The sequence below is a fragment of the Paenibacillus turicensis genome (assembly GCF_050461185.1).
GTDB lineage: Bacteria > Bacillota > Bacilli > Paenibacillales > Paenibacillaceae > Fontibacillus > Fontibacillus turicensis_A.
In genome coordinates, this window is the sequence record NZ_JBCMOR010000005.1 from 928,146 (window position 1) to 947,083 (window position 18,938).

At 37.3% G+C, this 18,938-nt stretch carries 15 protein-coding genes; 10 read left to right on the forward strand and 5 right to left on the reverse strand.

Annotated elements, in window-relative coordinates:
• Positions 1–372 precede the first annotated feature (372 nt).
• Positions 373–1,056, forward strand: coding sequence for a response regulator transcription factor (locus tag ABE099_RS06415; protein WP_430030506.1), 684 nt, complete (start codon positions 373–375; stop codon positions 1,054–1,056).
• Entirely contained in the window at positions 1,053–2,414 is a 1,362-nt protein-coding gene (locus ABE099_RS06420) for a sensor histidine kinase (protein ID WP_430028503.1), read from the forward strand. The genes ABE099_RS06415 and ABE099_RS06420 overlap by 4 nt, the downstream gene beginning before the upstream one ends.
• 76 nt (positions 2,415–2,490) lie before the next feature.
• On the opposite strand, the gene ABE099_RS06425 is transcribed toward ABE099_RS06420, so the two are convergent.
• A complete protein-coding gene (locus tag ABE099_RS06425) occupies positions 2,491–3,609 on the reverse strand; it encodes a GerAB/ArcD/ProY family transporter (protein ID WP_430028505.1) in 1,119 nt (372 codons plus the stop codon).
• Between the two features lie 159 nt (positions 3,610–3,768).
• Between ABE099_RS06425 and ABE099_RS06430 the strand changes: the two genes are divergently transcribed.
• From ABE099_RS06430 to ABE099_RS06445, 4 genes are all read left to right on the forward strand, one after another.
• A complete protein-coding gene (locus ABE099_RS06430) occupies positions 3,769–5,271 on the forward strand; it encodes a spore germination protein (RefSeq protein ID WP_430028508.1) in 1,503 nt (500 codons plus the stop codon).
• Between the two features lie 14 nt (positions 5,272–5,285).
• Positions 5,286–6,512, forward strand: a complete 1,227-nt coding sequence (locus tag ABE099_RS06435) for a Ger(x)C family spore germination protein (protein WP_430028510.1) — start codon at positions 5,286–5,288, stop codon at positions 6,510–6,512.
• 5 nt (positions 6,513–6,517) lie between these two features.
• Complete coding sequence (locus ABE099_RS06440; protein ID WP_430028512.1) at positions 6,518–6,748, forward strand: hypothetical protein; 231 nt, start codon at positions 6,518–6,520, stop codon at positions 6,746–6,748.
• A gap of 186 nt (positions 6,749–6,934) precedes the next feature.
• Positions 6,935–7,936, forward strand: coding sequence for a serine hydrolase domain-containing protein (locus ABE099_RS06445; RefSeq protein ID WP_430028515.1), 1,002 nt, complete (start codon positions 6,935–6,937; stop codon positions 7,934–7,936).
• 117 nt (positions 7,937–8,053) lie between these two features.
• On the opposite strand, the gene ABE099_RS06450 is transcribed toward ABE099_RS06445, so the two are convergent.
• Positions 8,054–8,686 carry a LysE family translocator gene (locus ABE099_RS06450; protein WP_430028518.1) on the reverse strand — a complete coding sequence of 211 codons (633 nt, stop codon included), beginning with the start codon at positions 8,684–8,686 and terminating at the stop codon, positions 8,054–8,056.
• A 394-nt stretch (positions 8,687–9,080) separates the two neighbouring features.
• Between ABE099_RS06450 and ABE099_RS06455 the strand changes: the two genes are divergently transcribed.
• From ABE099_RS06455 to ABE099_RS06470, 4 genes are all read left to right on the forward strand, one after another.
• Complete coding sequence (locus tag ABE099_RS06455; RefSeq protein WP_430028521.1) at positions 9,081–9,977, forward strand: alpha/beta hydrolase; 897 nt, start codon at positions 9,081–9,083, stop codon at positions 9,975–9,977.
• A 307-nt stretch (positions 9,978–10,284) separates the two neighbouring features.
• The gene (locus tag ABE099_RS06460; protein ID WP_430028524.1) at positions 10,285–11,583 is read left to right on the forward strand and encodes an NCS2 family permease; all 1,299 of its coding nucleotides are present in this window, start codon (positions 10,285–10,287) and stop codon (positions 11,581–11,583) included.
• A 215-nt stretch (positions 11,584–11,798) separates the two neighbouring features.
• Entirely contained in the window at positions 11,799–12,797 is a 999-nt protein-coding gene (locus ABE099_RS06465) for an alpha/beta hydrolase (protein WP_430028527.1), read from the forward strand.
• Between the two features lie 253 nt (positions 12,798–13,050).
• The gene (locus ABE099_RS06470) at positions 13,051–15,345 is read left to right on the forward strand and encodes a heavy metal translocating P-type ATPase (RefSeq protein WP_430028530.1); all 2,295 of its coding nucleotides are present in this window, start codon (positions 13,051–13,053) and stop codon (positions 15,343–15,345) included.
• Positions 15,346–15,446: 101 nt separating this feature from the next.
• On the opposite strand, the gene ABE099_RS06475 is transcribed toward ABE099_RS06470, so the two are convergent.
• The 3 genes from ABE099_RS06475 to ABE099_RS06485 form a co-directional block, all read right to left on the reverse strand.
• Entirely contained in the window at positions 15,447–15,812 is a 366-nt protein-coding gene (locus ABE099_RS06475) for an ArsR/SmtB family transcription factor (RefSeq protein WP_430028533.1), read from the reverse strand.
• A 626-nt stretch (positions 15,813–16,438) separates the two neighbouring features.
• Positions 16,439–16,675, reverse strand: a complete 237-nt coding sequence (locus tag ABE099_RS06480) for a hypothetical protein (protein WP_430028535.1) — start codon at positions 16,673–16,675, stop codon at positions 16,439–16,441.
• Between the two features lie 413 nt (positions 16,676–17,088).
• Positions 17,089–18,672, reverse strand: a complete 1,584-nt coding sequence (locus tag ABE099_RS06485; RefSeq protein ID WP_430028538.1) for a glycoside hydrolase family 43 protein — start codon at positions 18,670–18,672, stop codon at positions 17,089–17,091.
• Positions 18,673–18,938 lie beyond the last annotated feature (266 nt).

An 18,938-nucleotide genomic window follows, 5' to 3' on the forward strand; every position in this document is an offset into this window, starting at 1 on the left:
TAAAAGTGATGAGGGTATTACTTTTTGGGCATCTTTTTATATAGGAAGCACACTTTAACAAGTTAGACAAAACAAAAACGATAAGCTACAATTTTGTTTAATACTTCTGGCTCAACCTCAAAATCAGTGCTTGACAATAGGCAAACTAAGCGGAGGAGCAGAGAGATGGTGGAAAAGCAAAAGCGTCCGCATTTAAAGTCCCACTTTTATCATTTCAAGACAGGTTATAATAAAAAAAATGGGAATTTAACAGCGGTTGAAACCACTCTCTGCTACGTAGCCTCCCACCCCAAAGATTGTCAAGCACTGATTAATTATGTTGAGCCATACTTTTATTACAAAATTACAACAACAAAAGGAGTGCAGGCAACTGTGCCAACAATACTCGTCGCTGATGATGATGTAAATATCCGAGAACTTGTGTGTTTATTCCTACATAATGATGGTTTTACAACCTTTCAGGCAGCAAATGGACAAGAAGCGCTACAGCTTTATAAACAAGAACAAATTGATCTTGTTGTGCTTGATATTATGATGCCAATTATGGATGGATGGGCTTTATGCATGGAGCTCCGTAGAGCTAATCCCGATCTTCCATTACTCATACTTACTGCCAGAGGGGAGACTTGGGAAAAGGTGAAAGGCTTTGAGCTAGGGACAGACGATTATTTAACCAAACCTTTTGACCCACTGGAGTTAACTGTTCGAGTTAAGGCTCTGCTCAAGCGGTATCATATCGGCTCCACTCAGCAAATACAACTTGGCAAAGTGAGCTTAGATCGACAAACATATAAAGTGAAGATGGATTTAAATTCAAGCTCTACAACACTTCCATTAAAGGAATTTGAACTATTGTACAAGCTTGCAAGTACACCGGGGCAAGTCTATACGCGTGAACAATTAATTAATCAAATCTGGGGAATTGATTATACAGGAGATGATCGGACGGTAGATGTCCATATTAAACGTTTACGTGAGCGCTTTGCCAGTATTCAGGATTTTCGAATTGAAACGGTACGTGGACTTGGTTATCGACTAGAGGTAGATGAAGGATGAAATCAATATACACTCGTGTTGTTATGACCTTCATCGGCTCTATTTTGTTAGGCTGCGTTATTTCATTTTTTTTCGTCACATGGTTGTATGAAGACGAGCTAAATGACAGCCTACAAGAAACTCTCCTTGATTTTGCTCAAGATGTTGCACAGATTTACGATATACTTCCAACCCAAGAGGCCGAAAAATTCGTAAGCGAAATGAAGCAATTAAACTCTTTTTACATCCGAATTTATGATGAGCGTGGTCAAATTGATCAGTCCTTTGGCATATTTAAAGGTGATGAGCCAATCCCTGTCACGGAGGCGCAATTAGCAACTGTATTTAAAGGGAATATATCAAAAATGGAGACCAACGGGATCAATGCTGTACATATCGGTCTACCTATAAAAGTGGGCATAGAACGAAAAGCGATGTTTGTTGAACGAAGTGTAGCATCCTCCTCTGCTTTTTTAGTCAAATGGGTATCTTTATTTCTACTTTATTTCTTTATTTTCGGAAGCTTATTGACTGGACTTGCAGCGATGTTTTTAGTCAAACCCATTAAAAAACTAACCTCCGCTACCAAAAAAATTGCAGGGGGAGATTTCGAGGTACGCTTAGATATTAAACAGGGAGGAGAAATTGGGACTTTAGCGGAAAGCTTTGAAAATATGGCCTACGATCTTCAGCAGCTTGAACAAATGCGCAAGGAATTCGTAGCGAATGTGTCTCACGAGGTACAATCACCATTAACCTCAATCTCTGGTTATGCTACAGCACTAAAACAAATGAATATTAAGGATGAGGATCGGGAGCGTTATTTAAATATTATTATTGATGAAGCCAAACGAATGTCCAAGATGAGTGACAGCTTACTTAAGCTAAGCTTACTTGAATCACAATCACATCAGCTACAACTAACCTCCTTCAGTCTAGACGAACAGATTAGACGTGTCATTGTAGCCCTTCAACCTGGTTGGTCTGCTACAAATATACAGTTTGATCTCCATTTACAGGACGTAAGCATCAATGCAGATTTTGATTTGTTAAACCAAGTATGGACAAATATTATTAGCAATAGCATTAAATTTTCTGAGCAGGAAAGTTGGATTAGGGTTCAACTTGAGCATGAGGGAAATAACGCTATTGTGCGTATTAGTGATACAGGGATAGGGATATCGCCCGAGGATCAGAAGCGCATCTTTGAACGCTTCTTTAAAGCGGATCGCTCGCATAGCCGCAAATACGCAGGCAGTGGCATGGGACTAGCAATCGTGAAAAAGATTGTGTCTTTACATCAGGGTGAGATCACAGTGGAAAGTACAGCAGGGGAAGGTACTACTTTTATTGTAGTTTTGCCAATGAATAACCAATAAAATAAACTGGCTCTATTTAGAAATTTGTACTCGAACGACTGGTTAGCGGTCAAGCACTGATTTCAAGATAGAGCCATTAATTTTGCTTTTTTAGTTTCTTTTGGCTAAAACGTTTCCGAATTTTACTCACCAGTATAAGCATTAATGGAAAAAAGAGCCCATGTGTGATATCCCAGTCTACCCACGACTTCGGAATACTTTTCAACAAAAATATTATGTTGGGCGAAATTATTTCTGAAAGTCCATATAGTAAAAAACTAACTGGAATGATTAGATGCTTATAGCTATTTAACTTAAATAATTGAGCAAAGCCTAAAATGAAAGCATAATAATATAGAACTGTTTTAAAATAAGTACTTATTACCCAAGCTGTAGCCACAAGTGCTTCAAGTCTTTGCAGAAAGTTCCCAATGTTAATTTGACGTGCCAAAATGTAAGTCGAATAAAATTGATGGTGTGACAAATAGGGACTTAACACCGTGAGTGATAAAAACAAAATTATATTAAGTCCAAGCGCACCCATTGTGATCATGAAGAGGAAATTTCGTTCCGTGTTTTTTTCCTTCTGTACATAGGGGAGTACCATCAGAAATACACACATTTCTCCAAAGGGATAAAATAAACCAAATAAAACCGTCTCCCAAAAGTCTAAAGGAGATCTATCCAAAATCGGATAAATTCTCTTTATATCCATTTCAGGAAATAAAAGTATAATTAACAAAACTAAAAATAAAACAAAAAAAGGATACATAATTTGACTAGCTCTCCCTAATGTATCGATTCCCTTTCGTAATCCATAAGCCAGTAATATAATTGCCATTCCCCGTATGACGCCACCAGGCGTGTTCTCATAAATTTGCGTGGTTAAGAAATCTTCAAGCTCCTTTATATAGGTTGACCCAGCAAGCAGAAAAAATATTAAATAACTAATCGCAACAAGGCCACCAATCCACTTTCCAAATACCTCAAGTGATAACTCGATTAATGTTTTTTCCGGATCAATATTAGAGGTGATCAGTAAAATTTTGACGATGATAAGACCAAATACAATTCCAACTAATCCAGCAATCCATGCGTCTTGCTTAGCACCACTTGCCATCGTTGTAGGATAAACAAGTGCCATGTCTCCAATCAACACAAGCATTCCTAATATTGATAACTGGGTAGAACTAAGGCGACTTTTTTCTATACTCATAACAAGTTTCCTCCATGGATTACATTATGACACTTAGGATGTCACTATAAAATCCTAATTATGTATTTTTTGCATAATAATCAATAAAAATGTTTTGAATAATAAACCAATCCTCTCATCATACTAGTTGGAAAATACGTATAGTTTGGAGGGGAAGTCATGGATACATCATCTTCAGCATTAAAGTTATCAACCAGACTTGATGATAATATGGATTACTTAAAAAAAGAGCTAGGCCAAAGTGCGGATCTTGTTATGAAGGAAATTCAGCTTGGTAAGACAGCAAAAATCGCAGTTATTTATATAGACGGTCTTATCGATACTCAAGTATTACATAATTCTATTTTGTATTCACTTCATGAACCTACTACTGCACTTTTAATTGCTGACCAGGAACCACATCATCAGCTTGAGCTATTAAAAACTCATTTGCTGGTTGCAGGTGACGTTTCTGTTACTAAAGAAATAGATCCTTTTCTTCGCGATTTAATGTCTGGTAATGTCATGGTGATGGTAGATGGCAGCTATGAAGCGATTCGTATCGGTTTACCAGGATGGGAAGATCGTAATGTTAGCGAGCCAACCTCACAATCTGTTGTTCGAGGACCAATGGAGGGGTTTACCGAAAATTTACGGACAAATACAGCATTAATTCGTAGAAAAATTAAGGATAGTCAACTATGGTTAGAGACCTCGCAAATTGGAAAAGTTACACAAACAAATGTTTCTCTGATGTATTTAAAAAACATTGCAGATCCAGAGCTGGTCAAAGAGGTCAAGCGAAGATTAAAGCAAATTGATACAGATAGCATCTTAGAAAGTGGATATATTGAAGAATTTATTCAAGATACACCACTAACCCCTTTTCCAACGATATATAACAGTGATCGGCCAGATACAATCGCCGCAGGCATTTTAGAAGGTAAGGTAGCAATCATCGTAGATGGCACCCCATTTGTATTGCTGGTGCCTGCTTTTTTTGTTCAGTTTTTCCAATCAGCGGAAGATTATTACCAACGTTCGGATATTTCAACGTTATTACGCTTCATTCGTTACTTAAGCTTTTTTATTACTTTGTTAGCTCCGTCCTTTTACGTGGCGTTAACGACCTACCATCAGGAAATGATTCCAACAAGTCTTGTTATTAGTCTTGCAGCTCAAAGGGAAACGATCCCATTCCCTGCATTTATTGAGGCGTTAGTGATGGAGCTAACCTATGAAATCTTACGTGAGGCAGGCGTACGAATACCTAAAAATGTTGGTCAAGCGATCTCCATTGTAGGGACGCTTGTTATTGGTCAAGCGGCGGTTTCAGCAGGTTTTGTATCATCGGCTATGGTTATTATCGTGTCCATTACAGCTATCGCTAGCTTTGTTATTCCTGAACCAGGCTTAGCCATCGCTGCGAGAATCACTCGGTTTGCTTTAATCGGTTTAGCAGGTTTTATGGGTCTCTACGGAATTTTGTTTGGCGTATTCCTCATTATTTTGCATTTGTGTAGCCTACATTCCTTTGGTTTACCTTATATGAGTCCGTTTGCACCTTATCGAGCTGCAGATATGAAGGATTCTATTTTCCGATTTCCGTGGCCACTTCTCAAAACAAGACCTGTAGAGGATCGACCACAAGATTATCGGCGACAATCTCCTTCCTCTAAATAATAGGAGTGATTAAGATGAACTTTAAAAAAAGGAAAATGCTCGCAGTATTAGTTCTAACCATTTTTAGCTCTATGCTGCTTAGTGGCTGCTGGCAACGTGCAGAACTAAATGAGACCGCATTTGTCATCGGAATGGGAATTGATAAAGCGGAAAAGGGAATGGGGTACAAGGTCACGTTACAAATTGTTATCCCTTCTTCTATTGCTTCTCAAGCAACGGGAGGGGCGGGTGGTGGTGTCCCTATTGTAACCACAACTGAAACGGTTCCAACGATATACGAAACACAACGTAAGTACTCCTTAGGAAATTCTAGAAATGTATATTACGGTCATATTCGTGTGCTTGTCATTGGTGAAGCTTTGGCTCGTGATGGGATTGGTGAAACACTAGATGTGTTTACACGAAGTAGAGAACCACGTTCTGACTTTTATGTTATGGTTGCTAAAGAGACAACTGCGGAAAATGTATTAAAAATATTGACACCGGTTAATAAACTGCCAGCAAATAAATTGTTTGAATCCTTAGATAAATCACATCGATTATCAGCGAAAACTGCGGCGGTTCCGTTAAACAGATTTATCGAAGATTTAATAAACAGAGGAATGAGTCCCGTTCTAACTGGGGTCAAAGTAAAAGGAAATGTTCAGGAAGGTGGGAGTGAGGATAATTTAAAGCACAGTACGCCGCCTACTGAAACTATGTATGATAATGTAGCTGTATTTAGCAAGGATAAAATGGTTGGATGGCTAGATGATGTACAAACGATCGGATACAACTATATAACCGACAACGTTGTTAACTCCTCTGGTATTGTTAAAGGGAAAGATGGCAACCCCATTGTAATTGAAGCGATTAAAACAAAGACAAAGAAATCAGTGAAAATGGAAAATGGAGAACCACATATATACGTTGAAGTAAACGCTTTATGTAACGTGCAAGAGGTTATGAGCTCAGATAACTTAGAGGAAGAGAAGGTTATTAAAGAGTTGGAAAAAAAATCAGCAGAAAAAATAGTTGAACGTATGCAGACTGCAGTGACCCAAATTAACGATAAATTTAATGTAGATATTTTTGGATTTGGAAGAACGATTTATCAATCAAAACCAAAAGAGTGGAGAAAACTGCTGAATAAATATGGCCATAACTATTTAAAACAGCTTCCGATTCACTATAACGCAAAGGTGAGTATTAATCGAATTGGGTTGATAGACAAGACCTTTATTCTAGATGTGAAGGAGTGAACTTAATGGTAAAGGCTGTCGCATTACTAGTACTTACTGGTATTTTTATTGTCGTGGATATTCCTTTTTTTAAAGGTAAAAAAATGAGGCGTGATCTAATAGTATGGATTGCAGTATGGATCGTTAGTGCCTGTACTGCTGGAATTGCTTTATTTAAAATTAATGTTCCAAGTCCCTTGATACTGATGAAAAATTTTTATGAGCCAATTAACAAATTCGTCACCTCCTTATTTTAGCTTAAATTTTAGCTTAAACAATTCATCTCCATGTTTCATCTTGATAAACAAAATAAAATGATTAAAAAAATTAATTAAAAAACTAGATATTGATAATAATTTTTAATCATATTATGCTTTGTCCAAGGAGGTTATGAAACTAAAAGACCTGCTTACAAAATGAATAAACTGGAGAGGATGAATTGAATGAAACAAGAAGGAAATGAAGTTAAGGAAGTAAAGGAAGAAGTAAAGACACTAGAGGAAATCATTCTAAGAGAGTATAGAAATATCGCTGGGATTGTTGTATTAAAGAATGGGGAAACACGATATGAACAATATTTTAACAATTGCACGATCACAAATCCTATTCATGTTTTTTCAGTCACCAAAAGTATCATCTCAGCTTTAATTGGGATTGCGATTGATCAAGGTTTGATTAAGAGTGTAAATCAAAAAGTATTAGACTTTTTCCCAGAATACGAAGTCGAGCAAGAGGATCACATCATTAAAAATATAACACTAAAACACTTGCTCACGATGACAATCCCTTATAAATACGAGGAAGAGCCTTATATACACTATTTCACAAGTGAGGATTGGGTGAAATTTTCTCTTGGCTTTGTTGGCGGACAAGGCGAGATTGGACAATTTAGATATACCCCGTTGATTGGTCCAGATATTTTATCGGGAATTCTTGTTAGGGCAACTGGGAAAACGGTGCTTGATTTCGCAACAGAGTTCTTATTGTCTCCGTTAGGGATATCCGTGAAGGAAAATATTGTTTTCCATAGTCAGGAGGAGCAGCTTGCATTCCTAGTTGCTAAAGATCGAAGTGGATGGGTGACTGATCCTACTGGTGTAAACACTGCTGGCTGGGGGTTAACACTCACAGCAATGGATATGGCAAAACTAGGTCAGCTTTACTTATATAAAGGTAACTGGAACGGAAAACAACTACTATCAACCGAATGGATAGAGGAGAGTACAAAAGAGCATAGTCATTCAATACAGCTAAATCTAGCATATGGATATTTATGGTGGGTTGGTGAGGATCATAGCTTTGCTGCAGTGGGAGATAGCGGCAATGTAATTTATGTGAATACAGAAAAGCAATTGGTGGTTTCTATCGCTTCCCTTTATATGCAAGAAGCAAAGGATAGAATGGAATTTATTAAAAAATATGTCGAGCCTTTATTTTCTATCTAGCCTTGATAGGTAAAACCTATGAAATAGATATGTATTATAACTTTGTGATAATACGTTATACAAAAGGAAGCCCAAATAAAACCGGCTTCCTTTTTAGAGCTTTATCCGCACTTGTTTTTAAAAAAGTGCTTTTATAGCTGAAATAAACTGGTATACAAAATAGAATGAAAATCCAATTAGTAGAACACCTGCGATTATCGAAACCATTTGAACTGCTTTCCGACTCATCACTTTACGGGTCACGGAAACGATGGATAACAGTCCTAAATCATGCGCAAGTATACCACCCAAAACACCACACGCTGCAATTACAAAGCTCCCAACATTAGATGAGATATAAGAATCCGACAATACCGCACCAAATACAGAAATCCAAAAAACTAAATTTCCTGGAGAGACAGCTACCAACAGTCCATTCCGATATGTATGCCAAAATGATTTCTTAGTTTTCTCATCGGGGAGAGTAATATCTTTATCAGAATTTTTAATAGAGTCATAACCTAAGTAGGCAAGAAATCCTGCGCCAACAATCCATAGTGGTATCTGAACAAATGGAATAGAGAGGATGGAGGCAAAACCAAAAATCATCGCTAAAATTAATAAAAGATCAATCGTCATGCCACCTAAACCAACCGCCCAGCCATGAATAAACCCATTTTTCAGACCTTGTTTTGTCATTTCAACGGTAATTGCACCAACAGGTAATGCTATGGTTAAGCCAATAAGAAAATATTTTAAATATAGATCCACGCCACAAGTCATCCTTCCGTATGATAAATATCACCTAGTTCTAGATACATAGATTTTAGTGTATTACACCGCTGATGTGAAAGCAATAGAATTGCTATTGTATTAAGTCTGTTTTTGTTAGAAATACAAAGTTTATGAAAAATAATAAATTTTTTAAGGAATACATTTACATAATATATTATAAATGGTATTATAAACATGAATACGCTTCCATTTTTTAACTACTCATACTGCTTTTGTTCTGTCGTGTTTTGTATGCACGTAGTATGAGACTTAAGAGGAGGAGTGATACTAGATTTGAAAGGGTTTACAAATAAGAGATTTGCTTCTGAGAGAATAACATAAATCATGGATTTAATAGATCCAATAAATTAATTAGGGAGATGAATATGAGATGAAGAAGAAAAGTTTAACTAAAGTTTTAGGACTGGCTTTGACCGTTGCATTACTAGTACCAACCATGGCATTTGCTGCTCCTGAAGTACAGCCACAAACTGATGTTTCACCCACAGCGGCTAATCATAATATAACTCCAGCTCCTTGGGGATATGATGGCTATCGCAACAACATTGCTCATGGTAACGTACAACAAATTTCCTATTATTCGTCCACAGTAGGAAAGATGCGGAACGCAAATGTGTACACACCTCCTGGTTATAATCCTTCAAAAAAATACAATGTGCTTTATTTGCTACATGGTATTGGTGGGGACCAAAATGAATGGTTAAATGGGATGAACCCTAGAAACATTTTGGACAATCTATATGCTGAAAACAAGTTGGCACCTATGATTGTTGTATTCCCGAATGGCCGTGCGATGTGGGATGATCGTCCGATCGGTGATATTTATGCACCAGACAAACAAGCAGCATTTGAAAGATTTGAGTTTGACCTAACCAAAGATCTTATTCCTTATATCGATTCTAAATTCCCAGTTCTCACAGGTAAAAATAACCGTGCCTTAGCTGGTTTGTCAATGGGTGGGGGACAATCGTTGAACTTTGGTCTTAAACATTTGGACAAGTTCTCTTATGTTGGCGCGTTCTCTTCTGCACCAAACACAAAAGCAGCAAATCAACTCATTACAAATCCATCCTATACTGCTAGCCAATTGAAACTCTTATGGCTATCATGTGGTGCATCTGATGGTTTATTATGGGTAAGCCAAAACTTCCATAATGCTGTAACTAGCATGAACGTTCCTCACCAATGGTTCCTAGATGTAGGTGGCCATGAAGGGAAAGTATGGAGCAGTGGCTTGTATCACTTCGCTCAACGTATTTTCAAGTAAAATTTAAGTAAATAAGTAAAGTCGCAATAGAAACTGGGCGGAGAGCATATTGTTCTCCGTTCCAGTTTTTTATTATGCTTTTAGCATTGAGCATAATATTATAAGTGAATTCGTTGACAATGAATGCTATTTTTATTAAAATTCGATATGGATAATGAGTTTAGATCGAATAAATCCTAACGAGAATATAGGAGCGATTATATTACCATCCTATATGTAGATTAGGATTTTTTTGTTTTTGCTTTTATGCTTTTTGTTTCACTATGGAGATTGGAGAATATTACATAAGTTGGAGGCTAGCTTTATTATGGATAACTGGTTCAGGCTGAAAGAACGAGGTACAACAGTTTCAACAGAAATCATCGCTGGGATTACGACATTTTTCACAATGGTCTATATCGTAATTGTAAATCCAGGAATTCTCAGTAGCACTGGGATGGACTTTAACGGTGTGTTTATTGCAACAGTATTAGCAAGTATTGTCGGAACACTAATTATGGGGATTTGGTCTAATTATCCTATCGTCATCGCGCCTGGAATGGGACTCAATGCATTTTTTGCTTATAGTGTTGTAGCTGGGTATGGTGTATCTTGGCAAGTTGCACTAGGTGCAGTATTTATTGCAGGGCTTTTATTTATTGCTCTATCTTTGACATCTTTTCGTTATATGCTTCTAGATGCTATTCCTGCAACATTGAAGCATGCGATAACTGCAGGGATTGGATTGTTTATTACAACAGTAGGACTACAAAATGCAAAAATCATTATCGCTTCAGAATCTAACTTAATTTCTATCGGAAATTTAGCTCAGCCAATGACCTACCTAACGATTATCGGGTTAATTGTGACGGTTGTGCTAATGGCTTACAATGTAAAAGGATATTTATTTATAGGCATGGTCATTACAGCGATCTTGTCATGGATTATGGGTTTATTTCAAATGCCTGCATCAATCATATCCTTACCAAAGGGATTGTCGTCCACTGCATTCCAACTCGATATCGCCGGTGTTTTTTCAAGCGGTCTATATACGATCATCTTTACTTTCCTGCTGATCACGTTGTTTGATACAACAGGCACAATGCTAGGGGTAGCAGAACAAGCTGGGTTACTTAAGGATGGTAAATTTCCGCGATCACGTGGTGCTTTATTGGCAGATGCCGTAGGGACAACTACGGGTGCTTTGCTCGGAACAAGCCCTACCTCGGCTTATATTGAATCCAGTACAGGAGTTGCGGCAGGAGGAAGAACAGGCTTAACCGCAGTAACTGTAAGTGTGCTAATGGCGCTAACCTTATTTTTCACACCTATTGTCAGCGTGATTTCAGGCATACCTGCAATAACTTCACCTGCCTTAATTATTGTTGGATTTTTTATGATCAGTACAATAAGCAAAATTGATTGGAAGAACGTTGAAGAAGCTTTTCCTGCTTTTTTAATTATTATACTGACGCCTCTGACACATAGTATTGCAACTGGGATTGGTGTAGGGTTTATCTTTTATCCTGTACTTAAACTGCTTCGCGGAAAATATAAAGATGTTCATCCTATTTTTTATATTTTCGCTATTTTATTTTTTATTCAGCTTGTATTTCTAGATCACTAAAACTAAACAAAATTAAGTAAAATATGAAAAGGAGAACTGCTTGTGTAATTTTAATACAGGTAGCGCTCCTTTTTTTTGCTTGTTCATATTTAGTTCATATTATCATCATTATGAGGACATATTGCTTAAGTATACTTTCACTATATTATAAGGCTTATATTACAAGCTAAGCTGGATATACAGATACTATAGCTATAGGAATGGAGAAGATGGATATGGAACAAGTGGAGGAAGTTAAAGTAAGTAAAGAAAAGAAAAGCCGTAAGAAGTGGAGCTTATGGTTAAAAATAGTTATAGGACTAGTGGGCACAATTGTCCTGTTTATGGTGACTTTATTTGTGGTTAATGCAATCAGTACAAGTGTTGAGAAAAAAAATATCGAGCAATATGGTCAATATGTTGATGTGGATGGTAAAAAAATGAATGTATCAATTCAAGGCAAAGATGAAACAGAAAACGGAGAAAAAACGATTGTACTACTGCCAGGGCAAGGAACACCTTCACCTGTACTTGATTTTAAATTATTGATCGATGAATTGATCCCAGAATACAAAGTGGTGACAATTGAACCTTTTGGTTACGGATTAAGTGATAAGACGGATAAGGAAAGAACAACGGAAAATATAGTTAGCGAAATTCACGAGGCTGTGCAGCAGTTAGGGATTAAACGTTATATATTGATGGGGCACTCCATTACAGGCCTGTACGCAGTACCTTATGTTAACAACTATCGTGATGAAGTTATTGCTTTTATTGGTATCGATAGCAGTGTGCCAAATCAACCGGGTATGGATGTTAAATTGCCTTTGAAAACGATGCAGTTTATGCAAAAATCGGGTCTAATGAGACTACTCAAAAAAGTGAGTGGAGATCCGTATAAATCGCTTGCCTTCGATGACCATACAAAAGAACAAATGAATTTAATCTCCAATCAAGTGTCTAGCAATTCAACGATGATGGACGAGCTATCACATCTTGGCTCCAATTTTAAAAATGGGGAAAAGGGAGTTTATCCAAATGATTTGCCAGTACTACTTTTTGTTCAATCTAACAACGAACAAAACCCTAAGTGGGTGCCGTTGCATGAGGCACAGGCTAAACAATCAGCACAGGGAAAAATGATTCCAATGGAAGGGTCCCATTACCTACACCATACAAAGTTCAAAGAAATTGCCCAAGAATTTAAAGCTTATATGAAAGAAATTCAGAAATAATCCAAGGCTACGGTACACACTTCATAGTGGTGCTGTAGCTTTTTTTATCTAAAATTGCAATATCGAAGTTAAAGCTCTATGTTTATTACTAGTTACTTCACCTTGAATAAATGAATTATTTAAGGGAAATAATTTACACAATAGTATGCCCTGAAAAAAGTACGTTCTTACCCTTGACGAATCTAAAATAAGCAGGATATAATTAACATATGAATATTTGATCATATGTTAATTGCCGAGGAGCTGAACTAATATGCAAGCGGATATAGCTACAGTAAAGCGAAAAGTTGTGTTAAAGGGTCTAGATTGTGCGAATTGCGCAATGAAGATTGAAAACAGTATTGAAAAAATAGAAGGTATTTCTTCATGTTCAGTAAGTTATGCAAATGAGACATTATCGTTGGAATTCGATTCTACGAGAGAAGCAGAGATTATGGATGCGGCTAGAAAGAAAGTAAAGCAGCTAGAGCCACATATCAAATTTATTGAACAAGGGAAGGGCAACTCTAATTCTAGGAATGGAGAAGCCGATTCTAAGTCTCATAACCATGATCACTCAGACAGTAATCATCAACACAGTCATGATCATAGTCACGAACATAAGCATAATCACGAGCATGGTGAAGGTAAGTCGCATAATCATGATCATGCAGAAGATGACGGACATGGACATAGCCATGACCATGGAGAGAATAGCGTTCGAACAATGATCATTCGTTTAATAGCCAGTTCTGCTATAGGCGCTGCAGCGATTCTTCTTTCATTGAATAGTACAGTTGAACTTATGCTCTTTATCGTTGCTTATCTTATTATTGGTGGAGACATTGTTTTAAGAGCAGTTAAAAATATTATAAGAGGACAGGTTTTTGATGAATACTTCCTAATGTCAATCGCAACGATTGGTGCATTCGCAATAGGTGAGTATCCTGAAGGCGTTGCTGTAATGTTGTTCTATCAGGTCGGAGAACTATTCCAAAGCATTGCAGTTAATCGTTCACGTAAATCAATTAGCTCATTGTTAGATTTACGCCCAGACTTTGCCAATATAAAAATTAACAATGAAATTAAGCGTGTTAGTCCTGAAGAGGTTAAGGTTGGCGATATGATTGTGATTCGTCCAGGGGAACGAGTACCTCTCGATGGTAAAGTAGCAGATGGTACTTCGTCTATGGATACCTCAGCATTAACTGGAGAATCCGTGCCACGAGAAGTAGTTGTTGGCGATGAAATTTTAAGTGGATTTATTAATAAAAATGGGGTTTTAACTGTAGAGGTTACTAAGGAATTTGGTGATTCTACCGTTGCTAAAATTTTAGATCTTGTAGAGAATGCAAGTAGTAAAAAAGCAGAAACAGAAAAGTTCATCACAAAGTTTGCTCGTTATTATACACCAGTCGTAGTCATTGTTGCGTTACTTCTTGCAACGATTCCTCCACTTTTAATTAGTGGCGCAACGTTCTCAGATTGGTTATATCGTGCATTAGTGTTCCTTGTTATTTCATGTCCTTGTGCGCTAGTTATTTCGATACCACTTGGTTTCTTTGGTGGAATAGGGGCTTCCTCTAAAAATGGTGTGCTTATAAAGGGAAGTAATTACTTGGAGGGTCTTAATGACGTGAAGTACGTTGTGTTTGATAAAACAGGCACACTTACTAAAGGCTCATTCAAGGTAAATAACATTATTGCTACAGGACAATGGGCACAAGAGGATATTTTGAAATATGCCGCTTATGCAGAGATGCATTCTACACACCCGATTGCTCAATCCATCCGAGAAGCTTATGGGCTACAATTAGATGAGCAACTGATTTCTAATTATGATGAAATTTCGGGTCATGGTATTTCAGTTCACTTTGATAATAATGAAGTACTAGTAGGAAATACTAAGCTAATGAAGTTAAAACAGATTCCATTTTCTGAGCCTAAAGAGGTAGGAACGATCGTTCATGTTGCAATCAACACACAATATGCTGGTTATATCGTGATTGCAGATGAGGTTAAGGAAGACGCATCAAAAGCGATTCGGTTACTAAAACAACTTGGTGTCAAAAAAATTATAATGCTAACTGGAGATAATAAAGCTGTAGGGGAAGATGTTGGTCATAAATTAGGTGTTGATGAAGTCCATGCTGAACTATTACCACAGCATAAAGTAGAAGAACTGGAGAAACTGGATGTTGCCAAGGGACCTAAAGAAAAAATTATATTTGTAGGTGATGGTATTAATGATACTCCTGTGTTGGCTCAAGCAGATATTGGGGTTGCTATGGGCGGACTAGGATCTGATGCAGCCATTGAAGCTGCTGATGTAGTCATCATGACAGATGAACCTTCCAAGTTGGCTTCAGCAATGCAAATTGCCAAGAGTACTCGCCGCATTGTATGGCAAAACATTATTTTTGCCTTAGGTGTAAAAGCGGTATTTCTTATCTTTGGAGCATTTGGAATTGCAACGATGTGGGAAGCAGTTATTGGGGACGTTGGAGTTAGCTTAGTTGCTGTCCTTAATGCGATGCGTGTATTAAAAGTTAAACCTAATTTAGATTAACTAATATTTGATCCAATTAATTGTAATGAAAAGGGGACTGTTCCATACGCCAGTGTATTGGCGAAGGAGCAGTCCTTTTATTTGATATAAAATAAATAGCATTATGCGTGCTTTGTGTGCTGAAGTGTTTGTAAAAATATTTGTTCGATATGACTATCATCAAGTGAATAATAAACTGTTTTTCCATCCTTGCGTCTTTTCACGATCCTAAGATTTCGTAAATAGCGTAGCTGGTGAGAAACAGCAGATTGTCCCATTTCAAGCAACACTGTTAGGTCGTGTACGCAAAGCTCTCTTTTTAGTAAGGCGCTAATGATTTTGACACGCGTTGGGTCACTAAAAGCCTTAAACCAATCCGCAAATTTTACCGCCTCTTGCTCATCAATAAGCTCTGCCTTGATCGCATCTAAATCCACAATTGCACCTGAGCAATTGATATCACATTCTTCAACTGTCTTTTGTATCATAAATGATCACCTTTCTTTTAGGCGTTGGCATAATTATATCAAAAAGAAAAGCTAAACGAAAATATTACAATTAAGCGATTTCTAATGTCATCACAATAACATATAAGAACACGCTGAGCAAGTTGTGGGGAAGAGTAATATTTAAAGAACCTTGGTTAATGTTACGACGGTCTAAAATTGCCACGGAAAATAAGATTCAATTCGGAAACACGAATCTCATCTATGATAGTCTGACAGTAGTTTACAATGACAAAGATGTTTTAATGTCTCAGAAGGAATTGTATATAAGTTGCTATCTTATCCTGATAAAACAATAAAACATTTACACGTCAACATCTGATTGATCAAATACGGGGTATATATAGTGAATCAGATAAACGAACCATAGGATAATCAAGATTTCAAAATTTTAACTGTACATGATTTTGGGGATGATTCACACACATATTCACAAAACTCGTATTTTGTACATATGTATATCTAGTCTGCAATGCACAATGTTCTTGTCCCTCGATATCTCTGCAATCTGGTCATCTGCAGCGGTGACGCTCCCTTCCCCAAATGATAAGCTCAAAAAAGGCCGCTATAATTTAACGACCTTAAATTGTACTATGCTCTTGTGCTGATTAATAGTTTTTTGAAGATAAGTAATGCTCAATTGTTTTCCTATACATTTTCCAATCTTGATAACGTTCTTGAATTTTCTGTTCTAGAATGGAATCGATTTGTTTTTCCTCATTATAGATTCCATACAAACGCAAGTTTTCTAATCTACTTATATACTGATCTATCGATTTATCCTTTAATTTCTTTTCATTCACATTTAACAAATGCTTCTGTTTTAAATACTCCTTAAACTCCAATACATGTATCCCCCTTTACAATTTTGCACCGATTCCGATCGATCGGTTAACACTCTCATTAAAAAAAATAACTCGAACGAATATATTTTTTTCGAGAACTCTAATTAACGTTGTACTCCTGTTCATAGAATTCATTTTTAATGGACCCGTAGGTATAGGAACTGCACTGGCTGTCTGTCTCAGTGGGGCAATTTTAAATATTTTTATGCCATGTACTGAAAAGATGATAGATAAATTGAGGTCAACAGAACCAGAAATTTATGAGATGGATAGAAACCATTCCGTTTAAACTTCTTATATATAACAACGATAAGCGCAGGATAAACGAATATTATAAATAATAATAGGTTAAATTACAACAGCCCACAGGGCATCACTATTTATGTGATAGCCTTGTGGGTTAATGTTACTTACTAAACTTCAATTGTCTCACATCTAAAGTAATCAAAGTCAGCATATTTCTTCATACCACTTAAATCTTGAACGCATAAGCCGAAAAAGTTCCCGGTAAATCGAATGAAACCATTTTTCCCTCCCGCTTCATCACTTAAATTCGAGATATCTATCGCCTTTCCAATTGTATTCCACTCTCCATCATCAAGAGCATAAGAAAAAAGTACGTGGTTATTGTTTACATTTGCTTTCAGTTTACAACGTTGAGTTCCTTCGATTGAAATTTCAGATTCCGGGAACTCTTCCCAATTCCCTTGAATCGATCTTACAATCCCCAAGCATTTCCCAAGATTTTCATCCCTCGTAATTCTTAAGTAGACATAGTCACTCGTATCATAGTACAAAATTAAACCTGCCATCTGTTGAAAATGGTCCGGATCGAATTCAAGCTCGGTCTCCACTTCAACATTCATTGTTTGTTGTCGCTGAGCCACCATACTTTGGCTGAATGTTGAGCTTAAGGATTCCCGGCCATAAATTCGCAGGCTCCCTGCTTTTTCTGTTAAGGAAAGCCATGAGGAATCTGGTGGCATCCTTAAAGTGTTCCAACGATGATCAAGTTCTTTTTTATCAAAGTAGTCAATGGCAGGAACAGACGGGAAAGGATAATGAGGTAATTCAAATTCATCAATCGATAATTTAGGCGCATTTCCTCCACCAGCGATTCTAAGCCAGTGGTCTTCTGTCCATTCCATTCGTTGAATTGCAGTCTCTCTTCCAAGGATACAGTTGACGTTATTGACTGGCCTGCCAGTGAGATGTACCATAGCCCACTCACCATTTTGTGTTTCTACCAAGCTACCATGTCCTGCTTTTTTCAGCATTAGACTATCGTCACCTGACGATGTCAGAATAGGATTGCAGGGGTCTACCTCGTAGGGTCCTTCAATTGATCTAGAGCGTGCCATTGTTGCAGCATGAGTGTGCCAGGTTCCTCCTTCTGCGGTCAACAAATAATAATAACCATTGTGTTTATATAGATGAGGCCCCTCAGTGTATTTCAACTCTGTACCTTGAAAAATATTTTTCGCTTTTCCAATTAGCATTTGTCGCTCTGTACAAAATTCCTGCAGCAATATTCCTGCAAAATGATTACGCCCGGCGCGGTGATCCCACAACATATTCAGCAACCATTTACGACCATCATCATCATGAAAAAGTGAGGGGTCAAATCCGCTGCTATTTAAGTAGATTGGGTCAGACCAAGGCCCTTCTATGTTTGTAGCTGTAACCATGTAGTTATGTGTATCCTTGAATGCGCCTAACCTGCTTTTTACATCGGTAAATATTAGATAAAATATTCCTTTATCATAAGACAAACAAGGAGCCCAGACGCCACACGAGTCAGGATTTCCAGCCATATGAAGCTGAGAAGGTCTGGTTAGAGCATGAGATACGATTCGCCAATTTTTAAGATCACGAGAATGATGTATTCGTACACCTGGATGCCATTCAAATGTTGAAGTTGCGATGTAATAATCTTCACCTACACGAATAATAGATGGATCAGGGTGAAACCCGCTTAGAATAGGATTGGTAATCATTTCTACATAACTCTCCTTTTCTTAGAACGATCATTGATTTTTTAAACCATACAATATTCATTATATAGCACTAATTTCAGCCGGACTATAGCGCAATACAAATATATGGTTACTACTGATCAACAGCTTGGTACATATACGCATCCACTGCAGAATTATCCGAATCTCTGTATTAATTTGCTTGATCAAAGAGAATCTCTTAAAGTGCTTCTACAATAAAAAAGGGTCTCGACAAAAAGCAGTCGACACCTTTTTTAAAACGATAT

Excerpts from the sequence above, each read along its gene's own strand:
- ABE099_RS06470 (WP_430028530.1), top strand. The coding sequence starts at position 13,051 with ATGCAAGCGGATATAGCTACAGTAAAGCGAAAAGTTGTGTTAAAGGGT.
- ABE099_RS06460 (WP_430028524.1), top strand. The coding sequence starts at position 10,285 with ATGGATAACTGGTTCAGGCTGAAAGAACGAGGTACAACAGTTTCAACA.
- ABE099_RS06430 (WP_430028508.1), top strand. The coding sequence starts at position 3,769 with ATGGATACATCATCTTCAGCATTAAAGTTATCAACCAGACTTGATGAT.
- ABE099_RS06425 (WP_430028505.1), bottom strand. The coding sequence starts at position 3,609 with ATGAGTATAGAAAAAAGTCGCCTTAGTTCTACCCAGTTATCAATATTA.
- ABE099_RS06465 (WP_430028527.1), top strand. The coding sequence starts at position 11,799 with ATGGAACAAGTGGAGGAAGTTAAAGTAAGTAAAGAAAAGAAAAGCCGT.
- ABE099_RS06455 (WP_430028521.1), top strand. The coding sequence starts at position 9,081 with ATGAAGAAGAAAAGTTTAACTAAAGTTTTAGGACTGGCTTTGACCGTT.
- ABE099_RS06475 (WP_430028533.1), bottom strand. The coding sequence starts at position 15,812 with ATGATACAAAAGACAGTTGAAGAATGTGATATCAATTGCTCAGGTGCA.
- ABE099_RS06440 (WP_430028512.1), top strand. The coding sequence starts at position 6,518 with ATGGTAAAGGCTGTCGCATTACTAGTACTTACTGGTATTTTTATTGTC.
- ABE099_RS06445 (WP_430028515.1), top strand. The coding sequence starts at position 6,935 with ATGAAACAAGAAGGAAATGAAGTTAAGGAAGTAAAGGAAGAAGTAAAG.
- ABE099_RS06435 (WP_430028510.1), top strand. The coding sequence starts at position 5,286 with ATGAACTTTAAAAAAAGGAAAATGCTCGCAGTATTAGTTCTAACCATT.
- ABE099_RS06485 (WP_430028538.1), bottom strand. The coding sequence starts at position 18,672 with ATGATTACCAATCCTATTCTAAGCGGGTTTCACCCTGATCCATCTATT.
- ABE099_RS06420 (WP_430028503.1), top strand. The coding sequence starts at position 1,053 with ATGAAATCAATATACACTCGTGTTGTTATGACCTTCATCGGCTCTATT.